We start from the raw sequence: 21,421 nt of genomic DNA, 5'->3' as shown, positions 1-21,421 counted from the left end.
TTAAAAATTTTTACTTGAGCTTTCTATTTGTAATTTCTATCGTGTAATAATACACTATTGTTAAATAGATATTTATCTCTTGCTTTGAATTTTGGATATTCATTATGAGTAATCAAGGAGGTTTTTCAAATGACTGTTGAAGGTAAAAATCTTATAAAAGTGAACCGGCAGAATGAACAAAGATCTTCAGAGATTTCAGTTATGATTGAAGAAGGTGGATTAGGCGCTGATAATTACTATCAAATTATTAAGCCAAACGCGAGCCATAGGGAAACAGAAGAAAACATTTTCCAATTCGAAGATGAAGTTAGTCAAAAAAGCGATTCTGAATTAATCGACTTACTTATTGTCAATGCACAGGAACATACTGCAGAGAATTACAAAGAAGCGCAAAATATTATTAAAGCTGAGTTATTGAAACGAATGTGTTAAGTGGATTTATATTATGAGGCTGGACCATGATTGATATGGTCCAGTTTTTTGATTTATTTTGCCGGCTAACGATCTTATTTCGTTTTCTTGAACGATAGAATTTCTAACGATTTTGTTTTCCAGTCTTGATCGTTAGCCCTTTTCTATCTACTATCCTTTTTTTGTATATCTTTGGTAAATTATGGTACAATATTTCTTATTGGAAATTTTTACAATTTATTGAGGAGTCAATGAGAAATGAATGGTCAAATGAAAGAGATGAAGTCACACCCAATTCGCTATTTATATGGTTTAGATGGCTTACGTGCAATTGCTGTTATAGCTATCATCATTTATCACCTTAATCCTAAGTGGTTATCGGGTGGTTTTTTAGGTGTGGATACTTTTTTTATCATTTCTGGCTATTTAATTACGAGCTTATTAATCCATGAATATCAACAGACTGGCACGATTGACCTCTTACATTTTTGGAAGAAACGTATTAAAAGGTTACTGCCGGCTGTCTTATTTTTATTAAGTATTGTACTCATATATACGTTATTATTTGAACCGAGCATTATTAAAAGTGTGAAACAAGATACGTTTGCTGCTTTATTTTATGTATCCAATTGGTGGTATATTTTTCATCATGTTAGTTATTTTGATAGCTTTAAAGTGATGCCGCTTAAACATTTATGGAGCTTAGCAATTGAGGAACAATTTTACGTGTTTTGGCCAATTTTATTAATGCTGTTACTTCGCATTAAAAAGTTAAAAAGACATTTCGTTTTAGTTGTATTTATATCTTCTCTTATTTCATTATTGTTAATGATTTTAATTGCTGAACCGAATGTTGATAATTCAAGAGTGTATTTTGGAACAGACACTAGATTACAAACTTTGTTATTAGGTGTATTACTAGCATACATATGGCCGCCTTTTAGATTGAAACAGCAAATTATAACGCCGTTAAAGATTGGAATCGAAACGATAGGTTGTATTTCAATTGCGCTATTAATTTATTTTATGTTGACTGTTTCATCCAATGACAATTGGTTATACTTTGGTGGTATTTATCTTATATCTTTAAGTTCTTTACCTGCCATTGCGAGTGCCGTTCACCCTAGTACGTTATTATCTAAAGCATTAGGTAATCGTTTGTTTTTATGGATTGGAAAGAGATCCTATAGTTTATATTTATGGCATTATCCTGTCATAACATTTATCAATAAATATTTCGTTCAAGGGCAAATCCCCTTTTACATGATATTGATTGAAATCATATTAACGTTACTGTTAGCTGAATGTTCATACCGTTATGTTGAAGTACCGATTAGAGTACGTGGGCTAGCATATTTTAAACCTGGAAAAGTTCAATTAAAATCACTCATTGCTAAGAGTAGCATTACTTTAGTATTAGTTGGTCTTACGTTAACAATACTTTCAGGGCATTTTGATTATTTACAACAAGCGCAACATCATCATACTAAGACGACTTTTAAAGTTTCAAATCACGACCATAAGAATAGTTTGATATTACCTATTCCTAAAATAAATGTTAATAGCGAACAAACCATTAATCATAAAGGAAAGCATCAAGATAAAATGTTATTTATCGGTGATTCCGTCATGGTTGATATCGGAGAAGAAATACATAAAGCATATCCAGATGCGATAATAGATGGTAAAGTCGGTCGTAATTTAAATGATGCTATTCCACTCGTTCAAGAAAAATACAGTAAATTTAACAAGCGCAATCAGCAAGTGGTACTTGAACTTGGTACGAATGGAGATTTTTCATATGATGATTTAACGAAGCTCATTAAAATGTTTGGTAATGCACATGTTTATGTCGTTAATACACACGTACCTAGAGATTGGGAACAAAGTGTCAATGAAAAACTTTCGAAAGTAGCAGATTCACATAAGAATGTTCAATTAGTCAATTGGTATCAAAAAGCAAAAGACCATTCAGAATACTTCGCCTATGACGGCGTGCATTTAGAATATAAAGGCGTACAAGCACTTGTATCCGAAATAAATAAACATGTAAAATCATGATATTTGAAATTAACAAAAACAGTCTGGAACCCTATTTTGTTCCAGACTGTTTTTTTCGTTTAGCTCGTATTGTTTCTTCTATAATTGAACCGACTATGAGACCGACTGAGATGATGATTTTGCCTATTAATAAAATCATACGAAATCACCCTTTAATATCATATTTGAGTTCTGAAACAAGCATTTATATTTGTGCTAATAATCTATAAGATTGCATTCTATCCTCATGTGCTATTGTATTTGTGCTCACCATGATTTCATCACATTGATATTCTGCTTGAATTTCTTGAAGTCTTGATTGAACGGTTTCGACATCACCTATGATCATATTGTCTTTCATGTCATAAAGCATTTCTTTTTCATGGTCACTTAACGCATCAAACGTTTGTACTTTTTCTTTTTTATCTTCACCTTGTGCTTTAGGTATTAAACTTTCTATAGCAAGTGCTTCCGCTTCTTCTTCAGTCTCTGCACATATGACAGATACCGTAACAATCACTTTAGGTGTTTCTTGATTTCTTTGTTCAAAGTGTTCACGGTAACGATCCACAATTGCACGGCCATCTTGGTCACTCATAAAGACACCGAACACATAAGGCATACCATTTTTAGCTGCAAGTAAAGCACTTTTCTCACTTGTTCCCAATAACCATGGTATTGGTGGTACATCAGGTTGTGGTAACACATTTACTTTATGATATTCGTGATCTACAGGAAATTGCCCCTCCAAGAACATTAATAATTCTTCTAACAGTTCTGGTAAAGCCCACACTTGCTTTAAAAACTGCGTCGATAATGCATTAGTAGCTTCAGCTGAGCCACCGGGTGCTCTACCTATACCTAAATCTACTCTATTTGGAAATAACGTAGCCAATGTATTAAACTGTTCTGCAACTTTATACGGTCTATAATGTGGTAACAATATGGCACCTGCACCAATTCTTATACGGTTTGTATGCGCACCAATATAAGAAAGTAATACTTCTGGCGCTGAACTTGCAAGGTTAAACAAACCGTGATGTTCAGTTAACCAATACCTTTCATACCCTAAAGCCTCTCCTAATTGCGCTAATGCCAAAGAATCTTTAAATGCATCACTTGCTGTTTGACCAGGTGCAATCGGTGATTGGTCAAGTATACTCAATTTCATATTGCTCATTCCTTTTGGTCCTCTTGTATTTCAATGAGCACAAGACGGTACACCGCAACTTGATTGTCCTCATATAAATTTGTTAAAGATGTTGAATAATTAAAAATTTCACCTTTAAATTTCTTATCTTTAGCCGGAACTTCAACATCAAAATGCCCTCTATATAACAAAACAGCAATATCGTGATACGCTTCACTCGTTACATTAAATTCAATTGTTACTTTATATAAACCATCTACAGTTTCGTCTTCAAAATGTGTTAGTGGGATTTGCGTTTCATCTAAATATATATGTTCAACCATTTATGTCACCTTCAAAATTTATATTTAATATCTAAGTTCAGTATAATATGTCGAAAGATATAATACATGCATTCTGTTTATAGCGCATGAATACTTGAGTGAGTATCTAATCATTTATTTGTCACGCATTCATTAAACGCTTACAATATAATATGAATCAAAATGTGGACTTGAAATGTGGTGGGATTAGTGTTAGAAAGACATGTGAAATTAATGAGGCTATTACTTTTAAATCGTGATAGTTATTTAAACGGGAGTGAAATAGCTGACTATTTGAATGTTTCAAATAGAACTGTAAGAAGCGATATTAAATATATCAATAGTGAAATTAAAGATGTCATCATCAGTATTAAAGGGCGTGGTTATCAAGTAAATCACGAGTTGTATCAAACTGAAGAGATAGAAACCATTCTAAATCAATATACGGAAAAGAACGGTCAGACGCTCATCAAGATGGCTTATCAATTATTAATGTATAAACAATCTGTTACGCTTGAGCAATTATCTGAAGACTATGCTTTAACGAAGAATGAACTTGTCGATTATTTAAACCAAATTCAAGCTTGGTGTGAATCTTATGACGTTGCTATTAAACTCGTTAAAAGAAAAGGTGTTACGGTAAGTGGGAATGAAATGGATATTCGTAATGCTATTCTTCATTTAAACCAACTCTCTACAAATAATGTTAAAGTAGAGGATTTTATTTTGAATGAAATCCCAAAAGCGCATAGTGAATTAATGATGCATATTATGGAACAACATTTAGAGCATCACCATATTCAAACTTCAAAAGTGCATATTAAACAGTTGCTCGTTCACCTTATCATTATTTTCAAAAGAATCCACGATACGACAGAGCAATGGGATATTAATCAAGAAGCTTTAGTCATTTCCCGTGCAATAATAGAAGACATCAACCAACAGCTTAAATACTCTTTAAGCGATGAAACAGCAAAGTTATTTTCATTTTTTATTAGCTATTATTTTGATAAATATGACCTAGGCTTTAAACAAATATTTATTCAAAGTTATATTGAACGTTTAATTTATCAAATGAATGCCAAAATCGGTATAGATTTTATGCAAGATGCAGTACTTCGTGAAAATGTTTATTCGCATTTTAGTAGAACATATTTGCGTATCGTTAAGAATGTTTATATTAACAACCCGCTTACAGAGGATATTAAACAGCAATACCCTTTTGTGTTCAACGCATTATATGAAACGGTTCATTTACTTGAAGAAGATGCACAACTCAATTTAAGTGAAGATGAGATAGCATTTTTAGCATTGCATTTTCAATCATCAATAGATCGTAATGTACAAGATCAATTTAATGTTGTCATTACTTGTTATTACGGACTTGGGATTTCAAGCTTATTAGAAGCAAAAATTCAAAAATTAAACCATAAAATTAATATTACGGATACGATTAAACTTGAAGATGTTTCAACATACCCATTCACTAACACAGATATACTTGTTACAACACACGACATTGATTTGACACATCTACCTAGTAATGTACAAGTTGTTCAAGTATCGCCGTTATTTTCAGAAGAAGATGCACATAAATTTCAAACCATTTTAAATCAGAAGCAAAACCCTGTTTTAAACAACGATGCATTATTGCCTATCGACTTTCTATCAGTACCGATCGAAACAGACATACATTCTACTGTTGATATATTCCAACATGCAGAACGTTTGCTTAATCAACAACATGCAATATCAAGTGGGTATATTGAAAGTGCGTTAGAAAGGGAGAAGTTCTCATCAACTTATATTGGAAATGGCATTGCTATTCCACATGGCGACCCTACTAAAGTATTTAAGTCACATGTATTAATGTTTAGACCCCGACAAGATATATCATGGAAACAGCATAAAGTTCATTTAGTATTTTTCTTATCTATTGCAGACAAAGATAAACAAGTAATGAAGAAAATCATACACAGTATTGCTACATTAACAGAACAAAATGTTACGCATTTACTAAAACTAGAAGATGAACCATTCAAACAATATATCATTGAACGTTTTAAAGAATAATTGCCACTACTAACGGCAATTATTCTTTTTTATGCTTTAGTGAATGCGTTTACAATTGAATTAAGAAGGAGCTGACGTTATGAAAATATTAGCAATTACATCTTGTCCAAACGGGATTGCACATACTTATATGGCTCAAGAAAAATTAGAACAAGCCGCAAAAGAAATGGGCATAGATATTAAAGTAGAAACACAAGGTGGTGTCGGTGCAGAAAATGTTCTGACATCAAAAGAAATTAGAGAAGCAGACGGTATTATTATCGCTGCTGACAGACAAGTTGATTTATCAAGATTTGACGGGAAACGATTAATTAACGAAAGTGTTAGAGAAGGTATTCACAACCCTAAATTATTAATTCAACGCATCATCGATCAAGATGCGCATATCCATCATGAAAAAGGTGGCAATAAACAAACAGATGATGACGAAGATCAAAAAAGCGGTCTACAAATGGTCTACCAACATTTAATGAATGGTGTTTCATTCATGGTGCCATTTATCGTAGTCGGTGGTTTATTAATGGCCATTGCTTTAACTTTAGGTGGGCATACAACACCTGAAGGCCTTAAAATTCCTGATGATTCATTCTGGAAATCTATTGAAAATATCGGTAGTTTAGCATTTAGCTTTATGGTTCCAATTCTAGCTGGTTACATTGCAGTTAGTATTGCTGATAAACCAGGTTTAGTACCAGGTATGATTGGTGGCGCAATTGCTGCTGATGGTAGCTTTTACGGAAGTGAAGCTGGTGCAGGATTCTTAGGTGGTATTGTCGCTGGTTTCTTAGCAGGTTATATTGCAAAATGGATTAAAAACATTAAAATTCCTAAAGCAATGGCACCGATTATGCCAATTATCATTATTCCTATTATTTCTTCAATTATTGTAGGACTTATTTTCATATTTGTTATTGGTGCACCGATTGCGAGTATTTTTGAAGGCTTAACAACATGGTTAAAAGGTATGCAAGGTACAAATAGTATTATCTTAGCGCTTATTATCGGAGCTATGATTGCATTCGATATGGGGGGTCCAGTAAACAAAGTTGCTTTCTTATTCGGATCAGCTTTAATTGCTGAAGGAAACTATGCCGTTATGGGGATGGTTGCAGTAGCTGTATGTACACCACCAATTGGTTTAGGTCTTGCTACTTTTATCAATAGACGTAAATTTAATAAAGGTGAAATTGAAATGGGTAAAGCATCATTTACGATGGGCTTATTTGGTATTACTGAAGGTGCTATTCCATTCGCCGCACAAGACCCATTACGTATTATTCCTGCAAATATGATTGGTGCAATGGTTGCAGCAGCGATCGCAGCTATAGGTGGCGTTGGCGATAGAGTTGCACATGGTGGTCCGATTGTAGCTGTACTTGGTGGTATCGATAAAATACTATGGTTCTTTATTGCTGTCATCATCGGAAGTAGTGTTACAATGCTTGTTACACTTTTATTAAAGAAAAAAGAAGCAACAATTGCAACACCTGAAATGGAATCATCTAATAGCGGTATCACAACATCATTTATGGGATTAGATGAAGATGATAACGATCAAAAAGAAACATCAAGTTCAAATGATGAAACTCAGACAGAATCAGAACAAGTCTTTCATGAAAAAGTCATTACGATAGAAGACGCTGAGATGTCTCGAGATGACGCAATAGATAAACTGATTCACAATTTAAAACATCACAACTTTATAGACGATGAAGAAATGTTAAAAGAAGCTGTATTGAAACGCGAATCAGAATCAACAACAGCAATCGGTATGAATGTAGCCATCCCGCATGCTAAATCAAATGTTGTCAAACAGCCTGTCGTAGCTGTTCTGAAAAACAAACATGGTGTTGAATGGGAAAGCTTAGATGAAACACAACCTAAAATCATCTTCTTAATTGCTGTACCAAATGATAGTAGTGATACACACTTGAAGCTATTACAAAGACTGTCACGTACACTTATGGATGATGAAACAAGAGAAAAATTAATCAACGCTGAAAGCACAGAAGCTATTTATAACATTTTGAAAGAAATTTAATTTAAAAAGCCTGGAACGAATTTGTTCCAGGCTTTTCTATGTTTAATAAGTCTAACTGCATTGCTCTATTTCGTGATACTTCTCACCTATTTTGCGTGCCGCTTCTCTTCCACCCATAATATTTCTAGCGAAAGGTCCCAGTTCTAAATCTGCTAATCCACCTGATACAAATAAATTCGGCAACCATTCTAAATGTTTGCTAATTTCAGGATATCCACATTTATTGAGTGGTGCTTCATACTCATGAATTAAACGATTTAATATCGGTTGTGTTAATAAAGTATTATCAAATCCTGTTGCCAACAATATATGATCATAATCCATATGTTTCCCATCTACTGTTATGATTTGATGATTGTTAATATGATCTAATTCATTGAGATGTATCGTAAGTCTGCCCTTTTTCACATATTTCTTTAATCTAATGAATAACTCTTGTGGCATCGAACCTTTATGACGTTCTTTTAAGACAATATCCATCTTCTCTTCTGGATCTATTACTTTTGAAAAGCTTGCCATATTTTTAGGTCCTAACCACCCTGGATCAGCATCAAAATCATGAATTTCTAACGGCTTATTCGTCCATAAATGCACATGTTTTTCATCATCATGATAAATTAATTTTAAAGCTAAATGTGCAGCTGATATCCCACTTCCAACAACATGAGAACTTTCATTAAATTGAATATTTGCATCTTCAAAAATATGTTGTACATCTTGTGCATGCTCATACATTTCTGGAACCTTTGGCTTATGGTTACAACCAGATGCGATGATAACATTCTCTGTATATATCATCTCCCCAGATTCCAATACGATACACCATTTATCGCGATTTTTCTTTATATCTACAGCCGTGTCTTTAATATGACATTCCGTTAATCGATAATATTTAACTTGTTCCGCTGTATGGTCCATAAACATATCTCTTTTTGGTCTTTTATACTTGCCATAAATACCACCTGCATAATCCATTTTCTTAAAATATTGTTTTAAATGAAAAGGATTTGGGTGAACATGGTGTACGATTGGAGACCTTAAATAAGGCATACTAATATTCTGTGTTCGATGGTCAAATTGATGACAGAACACATCATGTGGGTCAATAATTGTTAAATCTTTATTTTTTAATCCTTTAATTTTTAATTCTAATGCTATCGTTATCGCGTGGATGCCACCACCTACTATCGTCCACTTCATCTTATCACCTTCATTTTATAAATCGTAATGAATACGTTTTATATCATAACCGATTTTCCCTATCATTTGCAACTGACATTTATACAAACTTGACATCGATTATTAAAAACTATACATTGATAGTAATTAAATAGATGCACTAGGGGTGTTTTTTAACTGAGATGAGGATGAACTCGAACCCTTTGAACCTGAACTAGATCGTACTAGCGTAGGAAAGTGTTTGTGAAATGAATTTATAGGGATGACTATGCCCTTTTTATAAATATCTTTGTTTTTACACAACTTTCTTACGAGAAGGTTGTGTATTTTTTTATTTAAAATTCTATATAGGAGTGTTACATATGACAAAGACAATATTAGTAACAGGTAGTAGTAGAGGATTAGGCGCAACAATCGCACGTACATTAGCATCTGAGGGACATCAAGTCATCATTAATTATCATAATAGTAAAGCGTTAGCAGAACAGTTAGTTGATGAAATTGGAGCAGAACAAGCGATTGCTATTCAAGCGGATGTGACGAATCGCTCTGAAGCTGATCAGTTAATTGATGAAGGTACGAAACATTTTGGAAAAATTGATGTCGTCGTCAATAATGCTTTAGTTAACTTTAAATTTGATCCAGTAAAACAAAAAGCATTCGTCGATCTTGCATGGGAAGACTATCAACAGCAAATTGATGGCACATTAAAAGCAGCATTTAATATCGTGCAAAGTGTTGCACCACAATTCATAGAAAGAAAACAAGGTGCTGTCATTAGTATTGGTACGAACTTATTCCAAAATCCTGTCGTACCTTATCATGAATATACAACTGCGAAAGCTGGTTTAATTGGCTTCACGCGTAATATCGCTGCTGAATTAGGTCAATACGGCATTACAGCCAATGTTGTTTCTGGTGGCCTACTCAAAACGACTGATGCCAGCTCTGTAACAACACCTGAAGTGTTCGACTTAATTGCTCAATCAACACCTCTTAAAAAAGTCACTTCACCACAAGATGTCGCAAATATGGTGAGCTTCCTTGCTTCTGATAAAGCAAATGGTATAACTGGACAAAATTATACTGTAGATGGCGGCTTAACAATGAACTAGAATTCCAAAAGAGAGATAAGGAGAATAGAAATGCGTAATTTAAGAAGTGATCAACTCAATATTGGTGTCTTATTATATGGCTGTGGCCATCATCAAGCAGCATGGCTTATGGAAGACTCCTCTATCGAACAGATTGGTGATATCTCTTATTATCAATCATTAGCACAACTATCAGAAAGAGGTTTATTAGATGCTGTGTTCTTTGCAGATAATCAATCATTCCCTGCAAAGTCAGATAGTGAATTACCTGCATTCTGGTTAGATCCGATTGTGAATTTAACTGCTATATCACAAGTTACACAACATATTGGTCTAGTTTCAACAATATCAAGCTCATTTTCAAACCCTTATACTGCGGCTAGGCAAATTTTAACTCTTGATCATGCAACGAATGGTCGTGTTGGTTGGAACTTAGTAACATCTATGACTGATATAGAAGCTCAAAATCATAGTATGAAAGCTTTACCTCAGCATGATGCTAGATATCATAAAGCACAAGAATTTGCTGAATTGATGGATAAACTGTTTACATCTTGGCATAAAGAAGACTTCGTTCATGACCGTCATAACAATAAAGTGATTAATCATGAGCATGTGCATGCTTTTCATCATTCTGGCGATTATTTCCAAGTAAATGGACCGTTATCGACACCGAGTAGCCCACAAGGCAAACCTGTTGCTATGCAAGCTGGTGCATCCAAACAAGGTATTGCGTTAGCCGTCAAACATGCAGACGCAGTTTATTCAGTATCATGGAACTTGAAACAAGCGAAAGCTTATAGAAATAAATTAAATACGGCCATCAGCGAAAGTGATACACCCGAGAAATATATTAAAGTCTTCCCAGGATTAGTCACTTATGTTGGGGAAACACGTGAAGAAGCACTGCTCAAAAAAGAAAAATTAGATAAAGCTTTACCAATTGAAAATGCCATTAAACAATTAAGTACGTTTGTTAGACAAGATTGTTCGAAATGGGCATTGGATGAACCTGTCCCAGAACTGCCACCTGTAGAAGCATTCGATGGTCCAGTAGGCAGATATGAAACGATTTTAGAAATTATAGAAGATACCGACCCTACAGTGAGAGAATTATTAGGTTATCTCAATGCAGGTGGTGGGCATCTTACATTAATAGGTACACCTGAAGAAATAGTAGATGAAATGGAGCTTTGGTTTAAGTCTGGAGTTGCTGATGGCTTTAATTTAATGCCACCTACTTTACCACATAGTCTTGAAGATTTTGTAACATATATTGTTCCAGAATTACAACGACGCGGACTGTATAGAGAAGCTTATTCAAGTCATACATTTAAAGAGCTTTTAAATGTACATTAAAAAATTAAATAAGATAAATAAATGACAATAACAACAGAAATAGAACTAAACAACGTAGACATGAAGACTAATTCTGCAGCTAAAGCTGGATAATTATCATATTCTTGTGCAATAACTGAGCTGTTCACGGATGTTGGCATCGCTGAAGCTATAAACAATGTTTGTGCGATAATGCCATCTAACCCCATGCATTTTATGATGACAAATGCGATAGCAGGTCCAACAACTAATCTTATAAAGATATAAATATAAGAAGATGACCATTTAAAATTAAGTTTAATATTGGCAATTTGTGCACCGAGAAGAATTAAAGCAATCGCAATCATAGCGTCAGACAAATAACTGACAGTCGTCCACATGAACTCAGGAATTGGAATATGATTATAGTTTAAAATAATAGCAAGAACGAGTGCATAAATAATGGGCATCTTAAAGTAATTGAGTAATGCTTTAAGTTTACCTAATTGAACGGATTGAATTGCGAAGACACCATATGTAAACGTGAAGACATTTTGTAGCGTTAATACAATAACTTGTGCAGACATTGCAAGTGGATCACTTTTAAATACAATATCATTTAACGGCGCACCATAGTTACCAGAGTTAAAGAAGAGCACACTATTGGTTAAAGTCGTCTCTTTACCCTTATCTAAATTTTGCATTTTGGCGATAGCAAATGCGACGATATATAAAGCAATTATGTATATAACGAAGAATACGATGATTAATAATAATAAATTTACCGCTAACTCAGCTTTGTAAAACTTCGCAAAAATAAATCCAGGCACAAACACATTGATATTTAATTTTGCGAGCGTACGTAAATCAAGTTTCACACGCTTTTGAAGAACATAACCTAACGCTGTCATTAGAAAAATCGGTACAACAACCGTTAGTAAAATATTGAGCATTTCAGACAAAAAGACACCCCCACGATGTATAAGATAAGTTTTTGATAGTAATATCATAACATTCTTAGATAATTGTTGGGGGCGTCTTTTTAGTATTGCAAATAATCGTGTGCTATATGTGAGAAAATGATACAAACTTTGAATCGGATTAGGTGCTGAGGTGTGGGATAGAGCTGGGTTTTTATGGAACTTGTGAGTTTACTGCCTCTTTAACTCACATCTTTGACGATCTCGTGAGTTTATTCTGCCTTTAACTCACATCTTTTGTAATCTCGTGAGTTTACTCTGCCTTTAACTCACATCTCATCCAATATTCTCATTTCACTCATTACTCAATTTATAAAATATACATTATAACTTCATGAACCTCTTTTCTACACCTCTTGATTTACATAAAAAAGAAGAATCTGGGACAAAAATTCATTTGTCCCAGATTCATTCACACTAGTAAATATAATGATTTCATTATATTTGTATATGCTCGTAATTGAATTATATCATGACTTCCAATTACTACCAACCACTTGCACTCATTACATTAAAATACGACAAATTTCATCATTATACATATTAGAATTTTTAGTAAATTCTGTTTATTTTATTGAAAACCATTTTCATTTGTATTATGATTTTATTTAATATGTTTTTTTTAGACATTATTTTAACCAACAAAGGAGCGCCAATCATGAGTGAAAATAGCAATCTTGTAACTTCCACACAAAATATAATTGAACAAGCTTTATATAAATTAGGGTATGATGAAGGTCTTTTTGAATTGATTAAAGAACCTGCTAGATTTTTAAGAGTTCGTATTCCAGTTAAAATGGACGATGGATCTGTAAAAACTTTTACAGGATATCGATCTCAACATAATAGTTCAGTAGGACCTACTAAAGGTGGCGTCCGCTTCCATCCTGATGTAGATGAAAATGAAGTAAAAGCATTATCTATGTGGATGACTTTAAAATGTGGTCTCGTTAACTTACCTTATGGTGGTGGTAAAGGGGCAATTCAATGTGACCCTCATAGCATGAGTCAAAATGAACTAGAAAGATTGTCACGTGGATATGTTAGAGCAATTGCTCAAATCGTCGGACCAACTAAGGATATTCCTGCACCAGATGTATATACAGATGCTCAAATCATGTCTTGGATGATGGATGAATATAGTATTATGCATAAAGTTAACGCGCCAAATTTCATTACAGGTAAACCCATTTCTTTAGGTGGTTCACTTGGTCGTGAACAAGCAACAGCATTAGGTGCTGTGATTACGATTGAAGAAGCGGCTAAACGTAAACATATAAATATCGAAGGTTCAAAAGTTGTTGTACAAGGATTTGGTAATGCCGGTAGCTTTATCGCTAAAATCCTACATGATAAAGGTGCAAAAATTGTATGTATCTCAGAAAGTCGTGGTGCTATATATGATCCAGAAGGTTTAGATATTGATCATTTATTAGAACTTCGTAAAGAACACGGCAGAATCACACCTTTATTTGATAACATTATTCCGAACGAAGATATATTTGGAATAGATTGTGACATTTTAGTACCAGCAGCTTTAGCAAATCAAATCACCGCACAAAATGCAAGAGACATAAAAGCGAGTATAGTAGCAGAAGCGGCTAACGGTCCTACAACACAAGAAGCAACTCGTATTCTGACAGAAAATGATGTACTTTTAATTCCCGATGTACTTGCTAGTGCCGGCGGTGTAACTGTTTCATACTTTGAATGGGTACAGAACAATCAAGGACTATATTGGTCAGAAGAAGAAGTAAATCAGTTATTAAGAACTAAAATTGTAGAAGCTTTTGACAAAGTATATGACATTTCACAAAAAAGAAAGTTAGACATGAGATTATCAGCTTACGTTGTAGGTGTTAGACGTACAGCAGAAGCAACACGTTTCAGAGGATGGGCTTAATAAATAGAATATTAAAGAAAATAATCTAAGTCGTGGCTTTACGCGGTACTTAAGCCACGACTTGGGCTATCTCTTGGCTTAACGTCCCTATTAAGCCATGAATCTCCTATTCCCCTTATATTTCATCCTCAATATGTATCAAAAAAGCAGTAACCGCACTTGTGGTTCCTGCTTTTTACTATATTAACTATTCAAAGTAGTGATGTGCTTTAAGGAATTTTTCTGCGATTATAGCTGGCTCTTCTTTTTGACCGTCTGCTCTATAATTCAATTCTTGCATTTTTTCAGTGGATACTTTCCCAACCAATTTTTCTATAGATTTTTTAGCTGTTGGATTATTTTTTAAATAATCATTTGTTGCTAATGGGCTGGCGTCATAAGGTGGAAAGAAGTGACGATCATCTTCTAGTGTCACCAAATCATACGCAGCAATTCTACCATCTGTTGTATATCCAAGTGCTGCATCGATGCTCTTATTCTTCAATGCATCATATACGAGTCCTATTTGCATTGTTCTAATATCCTTAAATTCAAATCCGTATGCTTTTGAAAAAGCTGGATAGCCGTCCCCTTTTCTCTTAATCCATGTAGGATCACTTGCTACTCTTAGTTCATCTTTATGTTTAGCTAAATCCGAAACTTTTTTTAAATTGTACTTTTTAGCTGTTTCTTTAGTGACTGTAAATGCAAAGGTATTTTCAAATCCATATGAGTCAAAAAATGTTTGATCAAATTTCTTTTGGAAACCTGTTTTGACAGCTTTCTCAGCTTTTTTAGTATTTGTAATGGGTTCAGAGTTTAAAGCACCTACTAAATCAGTACCTGTATATCTTGTAGCAGATATTTGAGCATTATCATTTAATATCGCGTTATGTTCAATTACCGCTGAACCAAGATTATTTACAATTATCGGTTTTACTTCCCCTTTTGTATCATGCTCGATTTGTAAGCGAATCATATGCGCCATGATTTGAGACTCACTTGTAGCAAGCGCCGTAATTTTCACTGTATCAGACGATGTGCCACCTAAGCCTGGTAAAGTACAACCGCTTAATAATAATGTACAAATTAAAATTAAAGTAAGTTTTTTAAATTTAATAACGATTCTCCTCCATTTTATGTATATTTGTATAGTATTAATATTAGCATAAATTGTTTGATTGATTTTTCAGGTATTTGGAAAAAGATTTAGAAGCGGATTGTATAACAATGTTTAGTTTATATTCAATTATACAACTGCTATAATGTGTATTAAGATAAAATATATCATTAAACATATAGACGCACGGAGGATAAATGAATGGACGACTCATTAAGAAGCAAAAGGAAGAATGAACATATTCAGCTGGCATTAGATACGTATTCACCAGTTAGTACTGATTTTGATAAAGTACAGCTTATACATCAATCCATTCCTTCTATTAATAAAAATCAAATTGATTTATCAGTAAAGTTTCCGCATTTCACTTTTAAATACCCTATTTATATCAATGCGATGACGGGTGGAAGTGAAAGAGCAGCAACTATTAACAAAGAGTTAGCTCAAATAGCTAAAGCTTGTAACATACCTATGGCAGTAGGTTCTACACATTCAGCTCTAAAAGACCCTAACGCTGAATCAAGTTTCACAGTAGTACGTGACGAAAATCCTGAAGGTCTAATATTTAGTAATGTTGGAGCAGATATTGAATATGCAAAAGCTAAGAAATCAATAGAACTTTTAAATGCTGATGCCTTACAAATTCACGTCAATGCACCACAAGAACTGATAATGCCTGAAGGTGATACTGAATTTGAAAATTGGTTAACGAACATTCAAGAAATTCAAGATAATATTGATATACCAGTGATCATCAAAGAAGTTGGTTTCGGTATGAGTGCTGAAACGATTCAAAAAGTTAAAGATATTGGCATTCAATATGTAGATGTCAGTGGTAGAGGCGGTACGAATTTTGCTGACATTGAAAATCAAAGAAGACCATTAAAAGATATGGCATTCTTAAATCAATGGGGACAAAGTACTGTTCAAAGCTTATTAGAAGCACAATTATTAAATGCAGATATTCACATATTAGCTAGTGGTGGCGTTAAAAACCCACTCGATGCCATTAAGTCTCTTGTACTAGGCGCAGAAGCTGTTGGCTTATCTGGATATGTTCTCAAATATTTAGATGCTTATGGTGTAGAAGATACAATTGAACATATGAAACAATTTATAGAACAAATGCATGTCATTGCTAATTTATTGAATGCATCAAACGTATCTGATTTAAAATCAGTCAGCTATGTATTGTCTCCAGAATTACAGACATATGTAGAACAACGCGCGAAATCAATTAAAGCTTAATCATAAAAAACAGCTTTTCTTCTTGTCGAAAAGCTGTTTTTTATATGACTATAATATCTCAAACATCATTCATATTTTTCGCAATTTAATATTCATTTTCATTGTAAGTTAAAAGTGATAATATTAAACATATATATTAAACATATCTTTAAAGTACATGTGTACTTTTCTATATTGTACAACTTAAAGGAGAGATTATCATGTCTAATCAACATATACCATCTTTATATTATACGGAAGCTTCAAAAAGTGCTGTACCGCTACTTGCGCATGAACAGCACTTGCAAACTGTAACAGCTGAACCTTGGCTCAAAATTTCTGATGAAGGTCTTCAATTAGAAGGTTTATGCTTTGATAGAAATCATAATCTTTTCTTATGTGAAGTATTTGGCGGAACTATTTTCCGCGTAGATTTACCTGAGAAAAAAGTTAATACAGTATTTAAATCTAAGAAAACTAACCCGGCTTCTGTTAAAATACATAAAGACGGACGATTATATATGTCTTATTTAGGTGACTTCAAAAGTTCTGGTGGTATTTTTGCTACTGATGCAGACGGCAAAAATCCACAAAGTATCGTTTCTGATATCGATACAGAATATTGCGTTGATGATTTAGTATTTGATAGTAAAGGTGGATTCTACTTTACGGATTTTAGAGGATACTCTACAAATCCACTTGGTGGCGTATATTATGTCTCACCTGATCATCAAACGATTACACCTATTATTCAAAATATCGCAGTAGCAAATGGTATTGCATTAAGTACAGATGAACGTGTACTATGGGTGACTGAAACAAATGCGAATAGATTACATCGTATTTCATTAGAAGAAGACGGTGTGACAATTGAACCATTTGGTGCATCTATTCCATATCATTTTACAGGTCATGAAGGCCCTGATTCTTGTTGCATTGATAGCGACGATAACCTTTATGTTGCTATGTATGGTCAAGGTAGAGTACTTGTCTTTAATAAAAGTGGTTACCCTATCGGACAAATATTAATGCCAGGTCGCGACCAAGGGCATATGTTAAGATCGACACATCCTGCATTTATACCCGGTACAAATCAATTAATCATTTGTGCCAATGATATAGAACGTGGTGGCGATTCATGGTTATTTACAGCAAAAGGCTTTGCAAAAGGTCATAATAGCTATCAATTTCATTAAAAATTGTAATAATTACACATTAATTAGTTAAAGTTTTTGAATATATGGTGACAGAGCTTTATAATAATAAAGTGTTTAACAAAAATAAAATAAGAAATACTAAAGGTGATTGAAAATATGGCACAAATAGGATACGGGGAAGCAAATGGGAAAGTTATTTTAATAGGAGAACATGCTGTTACTTTTGGACAACCAGCAATAGCGATTCCATTTACAACAGGTAAAGTGAAAGTAACGATCCAGTCTCTTAACGCTGGTGATACTTCATATATTAATAGTGATGTATATGAAGGAACGTTACAATCAGCTCCTGAACATATTAAATCTGTTATTTCAAGATTTATCGATAAATATCATATCGAAGAGCCTATAAATGTTAAATTCGAAACAAATCTTCCCCCTTCAAGAGGATTAGGTTCCAGTGCTGCTATGGCTATCGCCTTTGTAAGAGCAAGTTATGATTATATAGGAGAGCCTCTTTCTGATGAATTATTAATAGAAGAAGCGAATTGGGCAGAACAAATCGCGCATGGCAAACCGAGTGGCATCGATACACAAACGATTGTCTCTAATAAACCAGTATGGTTCCACCAAGGAAAAGTAACTACTTTAAAACCATTATCCATAAACGGCTATATGGTCGTGATAGATACAGGTGTTCAAGGTTCTACTAAACAAGCAGTCGAAGATGTACACCAGTTATGTAATCATAACGAACAATATATGCAGTACATAGAGCATATCGGTACGCTCGTATATGATGCTAATGAAGCAATCGAACATCATGATTTCACACAATTAGCACACGTATTTGAACGTGCACAAGAAAATTTACGCAAGTTAACAGTTAGTCATGACAATATTGAAGCATTACTTGAAATAAGTAAATTACAAGGTGCAACCGCTGGCAAGCTTACAGGCGGCGGCCGTGGTGGCAGCATGATTGTACTCGCTCAAAATCTCGACATTGCTGAAAAAATTGCAACAAGTGCTGAAAAATTCGGTGCTCATCATACTTGGATTGAAAATTTAGGAGGTTAACGAGATTGAATATGAGTGGTAAAGCCCGTGCGCACACAAATATTGCTTTAATTAAATATTGGGGAAAAGCCGATGAATCACTTATCATCCCCATGAATAATAGCTTATCCGTTACGCTTGATAAATTTTATACAGAAACAAAAGTAACATTTAGTCCTGAATACACGAAAGATATACTCGTTCTAAATGGTGAAGAAGTAAACGAAGAACAATCGAAGAAAATTTATCAGTTTATGAACCTTGTAAGAGAACGTAGTCATACTTCACACTATGCTTATATTGAAAGTGTCAATTATGTTCCTACAGCAGCAGGTCTTGCTTCATCAGCAAGTGCATTTGCAGCCCTTGCAGGAGCTTGTAACGAAGCACTTAACTTGAATATGTCTGAAAAAGATTTATCAAGATTAGCTAGAAGAGGTTCAGGCTCAGCTTCTAGAAGTATTTTTGGTGGATTTGCTGAATGGGAAAAAGGTCATGACGATGAAACGTCATATGCACACGCAATCGATGCACAAGGTTGGGAAGAAGATTTATCAATGGTATTTGTTGTCATTAATAACCAATCTAAAAAAGTATCTAGTCGTTCAGGCATGTCCCATACAAGAGACACATCTCGTTTCTACCAATATTGGTTAGATCATGTTGATGAAGATATTGCATTAGTTAAAGAAGCGATACGTAACAAAGACTTCAAACATTTAGGTGAAGTCATAGAAGAAAATGGCTTACGCATGCACGCTACTAATCTAGGTGCACAGCCACCTTTCACATACTTAGTACCAGAAAGTTATGAAGTTATGGATATTGTACATCAATGTAGAAAAGCGGGATATCCATGCTATTTTACAATGGATGCAGGTCCAAATGTTAAAATATTAGTCGAAAAGAAAAACCAGCAATTTATAATAGACGCTTTACTTAAATCTTTTAATAAAGAACAAGTTATTGCGAGTGATATTACAAACACAGGAATTGAAATTATTGAGTAAGGAAGAGATATAATGATTCAAGTCAAAGCGCCAGGAAAGCTGTATATTGCTGGAGAATATGCAGTAACAGAGCCTGGATATAAATCTGTCTTAATTGCAGTTGATCGATTTGTGACGGCAACAATTGAAGATACGAATTCATCATCAGGATTTATCCATTCTAAGACTTTACATCATGAGCCGATTACATTTACAAGAGAACAAGACAAAATCATCATTTCTGATAATGATGCTGCAGATCAGCTTAAATATATTACACAAGCTATAGAAGTCTTTGAACAATTTGCTAAAAGTTCCAATGTCACATTAAGACATTATAACTTAACGATTGATAGTAACCTTGATGATGCATCTGGCCATAAATATGGTTTAGGTTCTAGTGCAGCCGTATTAGTATCTGTTATCAAAGCTCTAAACGAATTCTATAACTTACAATTATCAAATTTATTTATTTATAAATTAGCTGTTATCGCTAATATGAAATTACAAAGTTTAAGTTCTTGCGGTGATATCGCAGTAAGTGTTTATACAGGTTGGTTAGTCTATAGTACTTTTGATCACGTTTGGGTCAAACAACAAATAGAAGAAACATCTGTAATGGACGTCCTTTATAAAAACTGGCCAGGCTTACACATCGAACCACTTCAAGCTCCAGAGCATATGGAAGTATTAATCGGTTGGACAGGCTCACCCGCTTCTTCACATCATTTAGTAAGTGAAGTCAAACGCTTAAAAGCAGACCCAACAATATATACACAATTTTTAGATCAATCACAGAAATATGTTGAACAACTTATTAAATCATTTAAGACAAACAATATACAAGGTGTTCAAGATACAATTAGAAAGAATCGTACTGTTATACAATATTTAGATTCATTCGCTACAATAGATATCGAAACACCACATCTTAAAAAATTATGCGATATCGGAGAATCATACGGTGGCGCAAGTAAAACATCAGGAGCTGGCGGCGGAGACTGCGGTATTACAATTGTAGAAAACGATAGAAATAAACAAAAAATATACAATGAATGGTTGAGCAATGGCATTAAGCCACTTAACTTTAGTATTTATCACGGACAATAAAATGAGAAAAGCTAGGACTTTGAACAAGTCCTAGCTTTTTTGTGCAATGATATATGGGGAATGTTGCTAGTTAGGGCTGTCTTGCAATATTCGACAGTTCTATTTATCTTGTTTGGTCAGTCTTGATAAATACAAACCTTCTATTTATCTTGTTTGGTCAGTCTTGATAAATACAGCACTTCTATTTATCTTGTTTGGCCAGTCTTGATAAATACAAACCTTCTATTTATCTTGTTTGGTCAGTCTTGATAAATACAGCACTTCTATTTATCTTGTTTGGCCAGTCTTGA

The 21,421-nt window shown here is 34.0% G+C and carries 17 protein-coding genes and 1 riboswitch; of the genes, 12 read left to right on the top strand and 5 right to left on the bottom strand.

Features of this window, described 5'->3' with window-relative positions; translation table 11 throughout:
* Nucleotides 1-129: 129 nt before the first annotated feature.
* Both LQ694_RS09820 and LQ694_RS09815 read left to right on the top strand, forming a co-directional pair.
* Entirely contained in the window at nucleotides 130-432 is a 303-nt protein-coding gene (locus tag LQ694_RS09820) for a hypothetical protein (protein ID WP_065381531.1), read from the top strand.
* A gap of 237 nt (nucleotides 433-669) precedes the next feature.
* The gene (locus LQ694_RS09815) at nucleotides 670-2,472 is read left to right on the top strand and encodes an acyltransferase family protein (protein WP_096791625.1); all 1,803 of its coding nucleotides are present in this window, start codon (nucleotides 670-672) and stop codon (nucleotides 2,470-2,472) included.
* A gap of 184 nt (nucleotides 2,473-2,656) precedes the next feature.
* Here the strand turns inward: LQ694_RS09815 and LQ694_RS09810 are convergent, their stop codons facing one another.
* Entirely contained in the window at nucleotides 2,657-3,622 is a 966-nt protein-coding gene (locus LQ694_RS09810) for an LLM class flavin-dependent oxidoreductase (RefSeq protein ID WP_096791752.1), read from the bottom strand.
* A 5-nt stretch (nucleotides 3,623-3,627) separates the two neighbouring features.
* Nucleotides 3,628-3,924, bottom strand: coding sequence for a DUF3219 family protein (locus LQ694_RS09805; RefSeq protein ID WP_058612089.1), 297 nt, complete (start codon nucleotides 3,922-3,924; stop codon nucleotides 3,628-3,630).
* Between the two features lie 189 nt (nucleotides 3,925-4,113).
* On the opposite strand from LQ694_RS09805, the gene LQ694_RS09800 reads away from it, so the two are divergent.
* Together LQ694_RS09800 and LQ694_RS09795 are read left to right on the top strand one after the other, a co-directional pair.
* Entirely contained in the window at nucleotides 4,114-5,976 is a 1,863-nt protein-coding gene (locus LQ694_RS09800; protein WP_231492991.1) for a BglG family transcription antiterminator, read from the top strand.
* Nucleotides 5,977-6,055: 79 nt separating this feature from the next.
* The gene (locus LQ694_RS09795) at nucleotides 6,056-8,017 is read left to right on the top strand and encodes a fructose-specific PTS transporter subunit EIIC (protein WP_058612087.1); all 1,962 of its coding nucleotides are present in this window, start codon (nucleotides 6,056-6,058) and stop codon (nucleotides 8,015-8,017) included.
* Nucleotides 8,018-8,068: 51 nt separating this feature from the next.
* On the opposite strand, the gene LQ694_RS09790 is transcribed toward LQ694_RS09795, so the two are convergent.
* Nucleotides 8,069-9,217, bottom strand: a complete 1,149-nt coding sequence (locus LQ694_RS09790) for an NAD(P)-binding domain-containing protein (RefSeq protein WP_196968427.1) — start codon at nucleotides 9,215-9,217, stop codon at nucleotides 8,069-8,071.
* Nucleotides 9,218-9,348: 131 nt separating this feature from the next.
* Nucleotides 9,349-9,449: riboswitch (TPP riboswitch) on the top strand.
* A 109-nt stretch (nucleotides 9,450-9,558) separates the two neighbouring features.
* Between LQ694_RS09790 and LQ694_RS09785 the strand changes: the two genes are divergently transcribed.
* Complete coding sequence (locus LQ694_RS09785; RefSeq protein WP_218697093.1) at nucleotides 9,559-10,311, top strand: 3-oxoacyl-ACP reductase; 753 nt, start codon at nucleotides 9,559-9,561, stop codon at nucleotides 10,309-10,311.
* A 30-nt stretch (nucleotides 10,312-10,341) separates the two neighbouring features.
* Nucleotides 10,342-11,649, top strand: a complete 1,308-nt coding sequence (locus LQ694_RS09780) for an NtaA/DmoA family FMN-dependent monooxygenase (RefSeq protein WP_058612084.1) — start codon at nucleotides 10,342-10,344, stop codon at nucleotides 11,647-11,649.
* On the opposite strand, the gene LQ694_RS09775 is transcribed toward LQ694_RS09780, so the two are convergent.
* Nucleotides 11,646-12,569 carry an AEC family transporter gene (locus tag LQ694_RS09775; RefSeq protein ID WP_058592100.1) on the bottom strand — a complete coding sequence of 308 codons (924 nt, stop codon included), beginning with the start codon at nucleotides 12,567-12,569 and terminating at the stop codon, nucleotides 11,646-11,648. The genes LQ694_RS09780 and LQ694_RS09775 overlap by 4 nt on opposite strands.
* A 676-nt stretch (nucleotides 12,570-13,245) precedes the next feature.
* Between LQ694_RS09775 and LQ694_RS09770 the strand changes: the two genes are divergently transcribed.
* Nucleotides 13,246-14,490 (top strand): Glu/Leu/Phe/Val family dehydrogenase, encoded by a 1,245-nt coding sequence (locus tag LQ694_RS09770; RefSeq protein ID WP_096791622.1) that lies wholly within the window; start codon nucleotides 13,246-13,248, stop codon nucleotides 14,488-14,490.
* A gap of 187 nt (nucleotides 14,491-14,677) precedes the next feature.
* On the opposite strand, the gene LQ694_RS09765 is transcribed toward LQ694_RS09770, so the two are convergent.
* Nucleotides 14,678-15,589 carry an osmoprotectant ABC transporter substrate-binding protein gene (locus LQ694_RS09765; RefSeq protein WP_096791621.1) on the bottom strand — a complete coding sequence of 304 codons (912 nt, stop codon included), beginning with the start codon at nucleotides 15,587-15,589 and terminating at the stop codon, nucleotides 14,678-14,680.
* A 201-nt stretch (nucleotides 15,590-15,790) separates the two neighbouring features.
* Here LQ694_RS09765 and fni point away from each other — a divergent pair, with 201 nt between their 5' ends.
* The 5 genes from fni to LQ694_RS09740 all read left to right on the top strand — a co-directional run bounded on the left by fni (nucleotide 15,791) and on the right by LQ694_RS09740 (nucleotide 21,131).
* Nucleotides 15,791-16,837, top strand: a complete 1,047-nt coding sequence (fni, locus tag LQ694_RS09760) for a type 2 isopentenyl-diphosphate Delta-isomerase (protein ID WP_025907581.1) — start codon at nucleotides 15,791-15,793, stop codon at nucleotides 16,835-16,837.
* 200 nt (nucleotides 16,838-17,037) lie between these two features.
* Nucleotides 17,038-18,012 (top strand): SMP-30/gluconolactonase/LRE family protein, encoded by a 975-nt coding sequence (locus LQ694_RS09755; protein ID WP_065381525.1) that lies wholly within the window; start codon nucleotides 17,038-17,040, stop codon nucleotides 18,010-18,012.
* 117 nt (nucleotides 18,013-18,129) lie between these two features.
* Nucleotides 18,130-19,053, top strand: a complete 924-nt coding sequence (mvk, locus tag LQ694_RS09750; protein WP_096791619.1) for a mevalonate kinase — start codon at nucleotides 18,130-18,132, stop codon at nucleotides 19,051-19,053.
* Nucleotides 19,054-19,058: 5 nt separating this feature from the next.
* The gene (mvaD, locus tag LQ694_RS09745) at nucleotides 19,059-20,042 is read left to right on the top strand and encodes a diphosphomevalonate decarboxylase (protein WP_218697092.1); all 984 of its coding nucleotides are present in this window, start codon (nucleotides 19,059-19,061) and stop codon (nucleotides 20,040-20,042) included.
* A 12-nt stretch (nucleotides 20,043-20,054) separates the two neighbouring features.
* A complete protein-coding gene (locus LQ694_RS09740; protein WP_058612077.1) occupies nucleotides 20,055-21,131 on the top strand; it encodes a phosphomevalonate kinase in 1,077 nt (358 codons plus the stop codon).
* Nucleotides 21,132-21,421: the final 290 nt, after the last annotated feature.

The sequence above is a fragment of the Mammaliicoccus sp. P-M58 genome (genome assembly GCF_022386165.1).
In the GTDB taxonomy this organism is placed as follows: Bacteria; Bacillota; Bacilli; order Staphylococcales; family Staphylococcaceae; genus Mammaliicoccus; species Mammaliicoccus sciuri.
The sequence above is the reverse complement of the archived record's forward strand: the minus strand, read 5'-3'. Positions and strand labels throughout refer to the sequence as shown.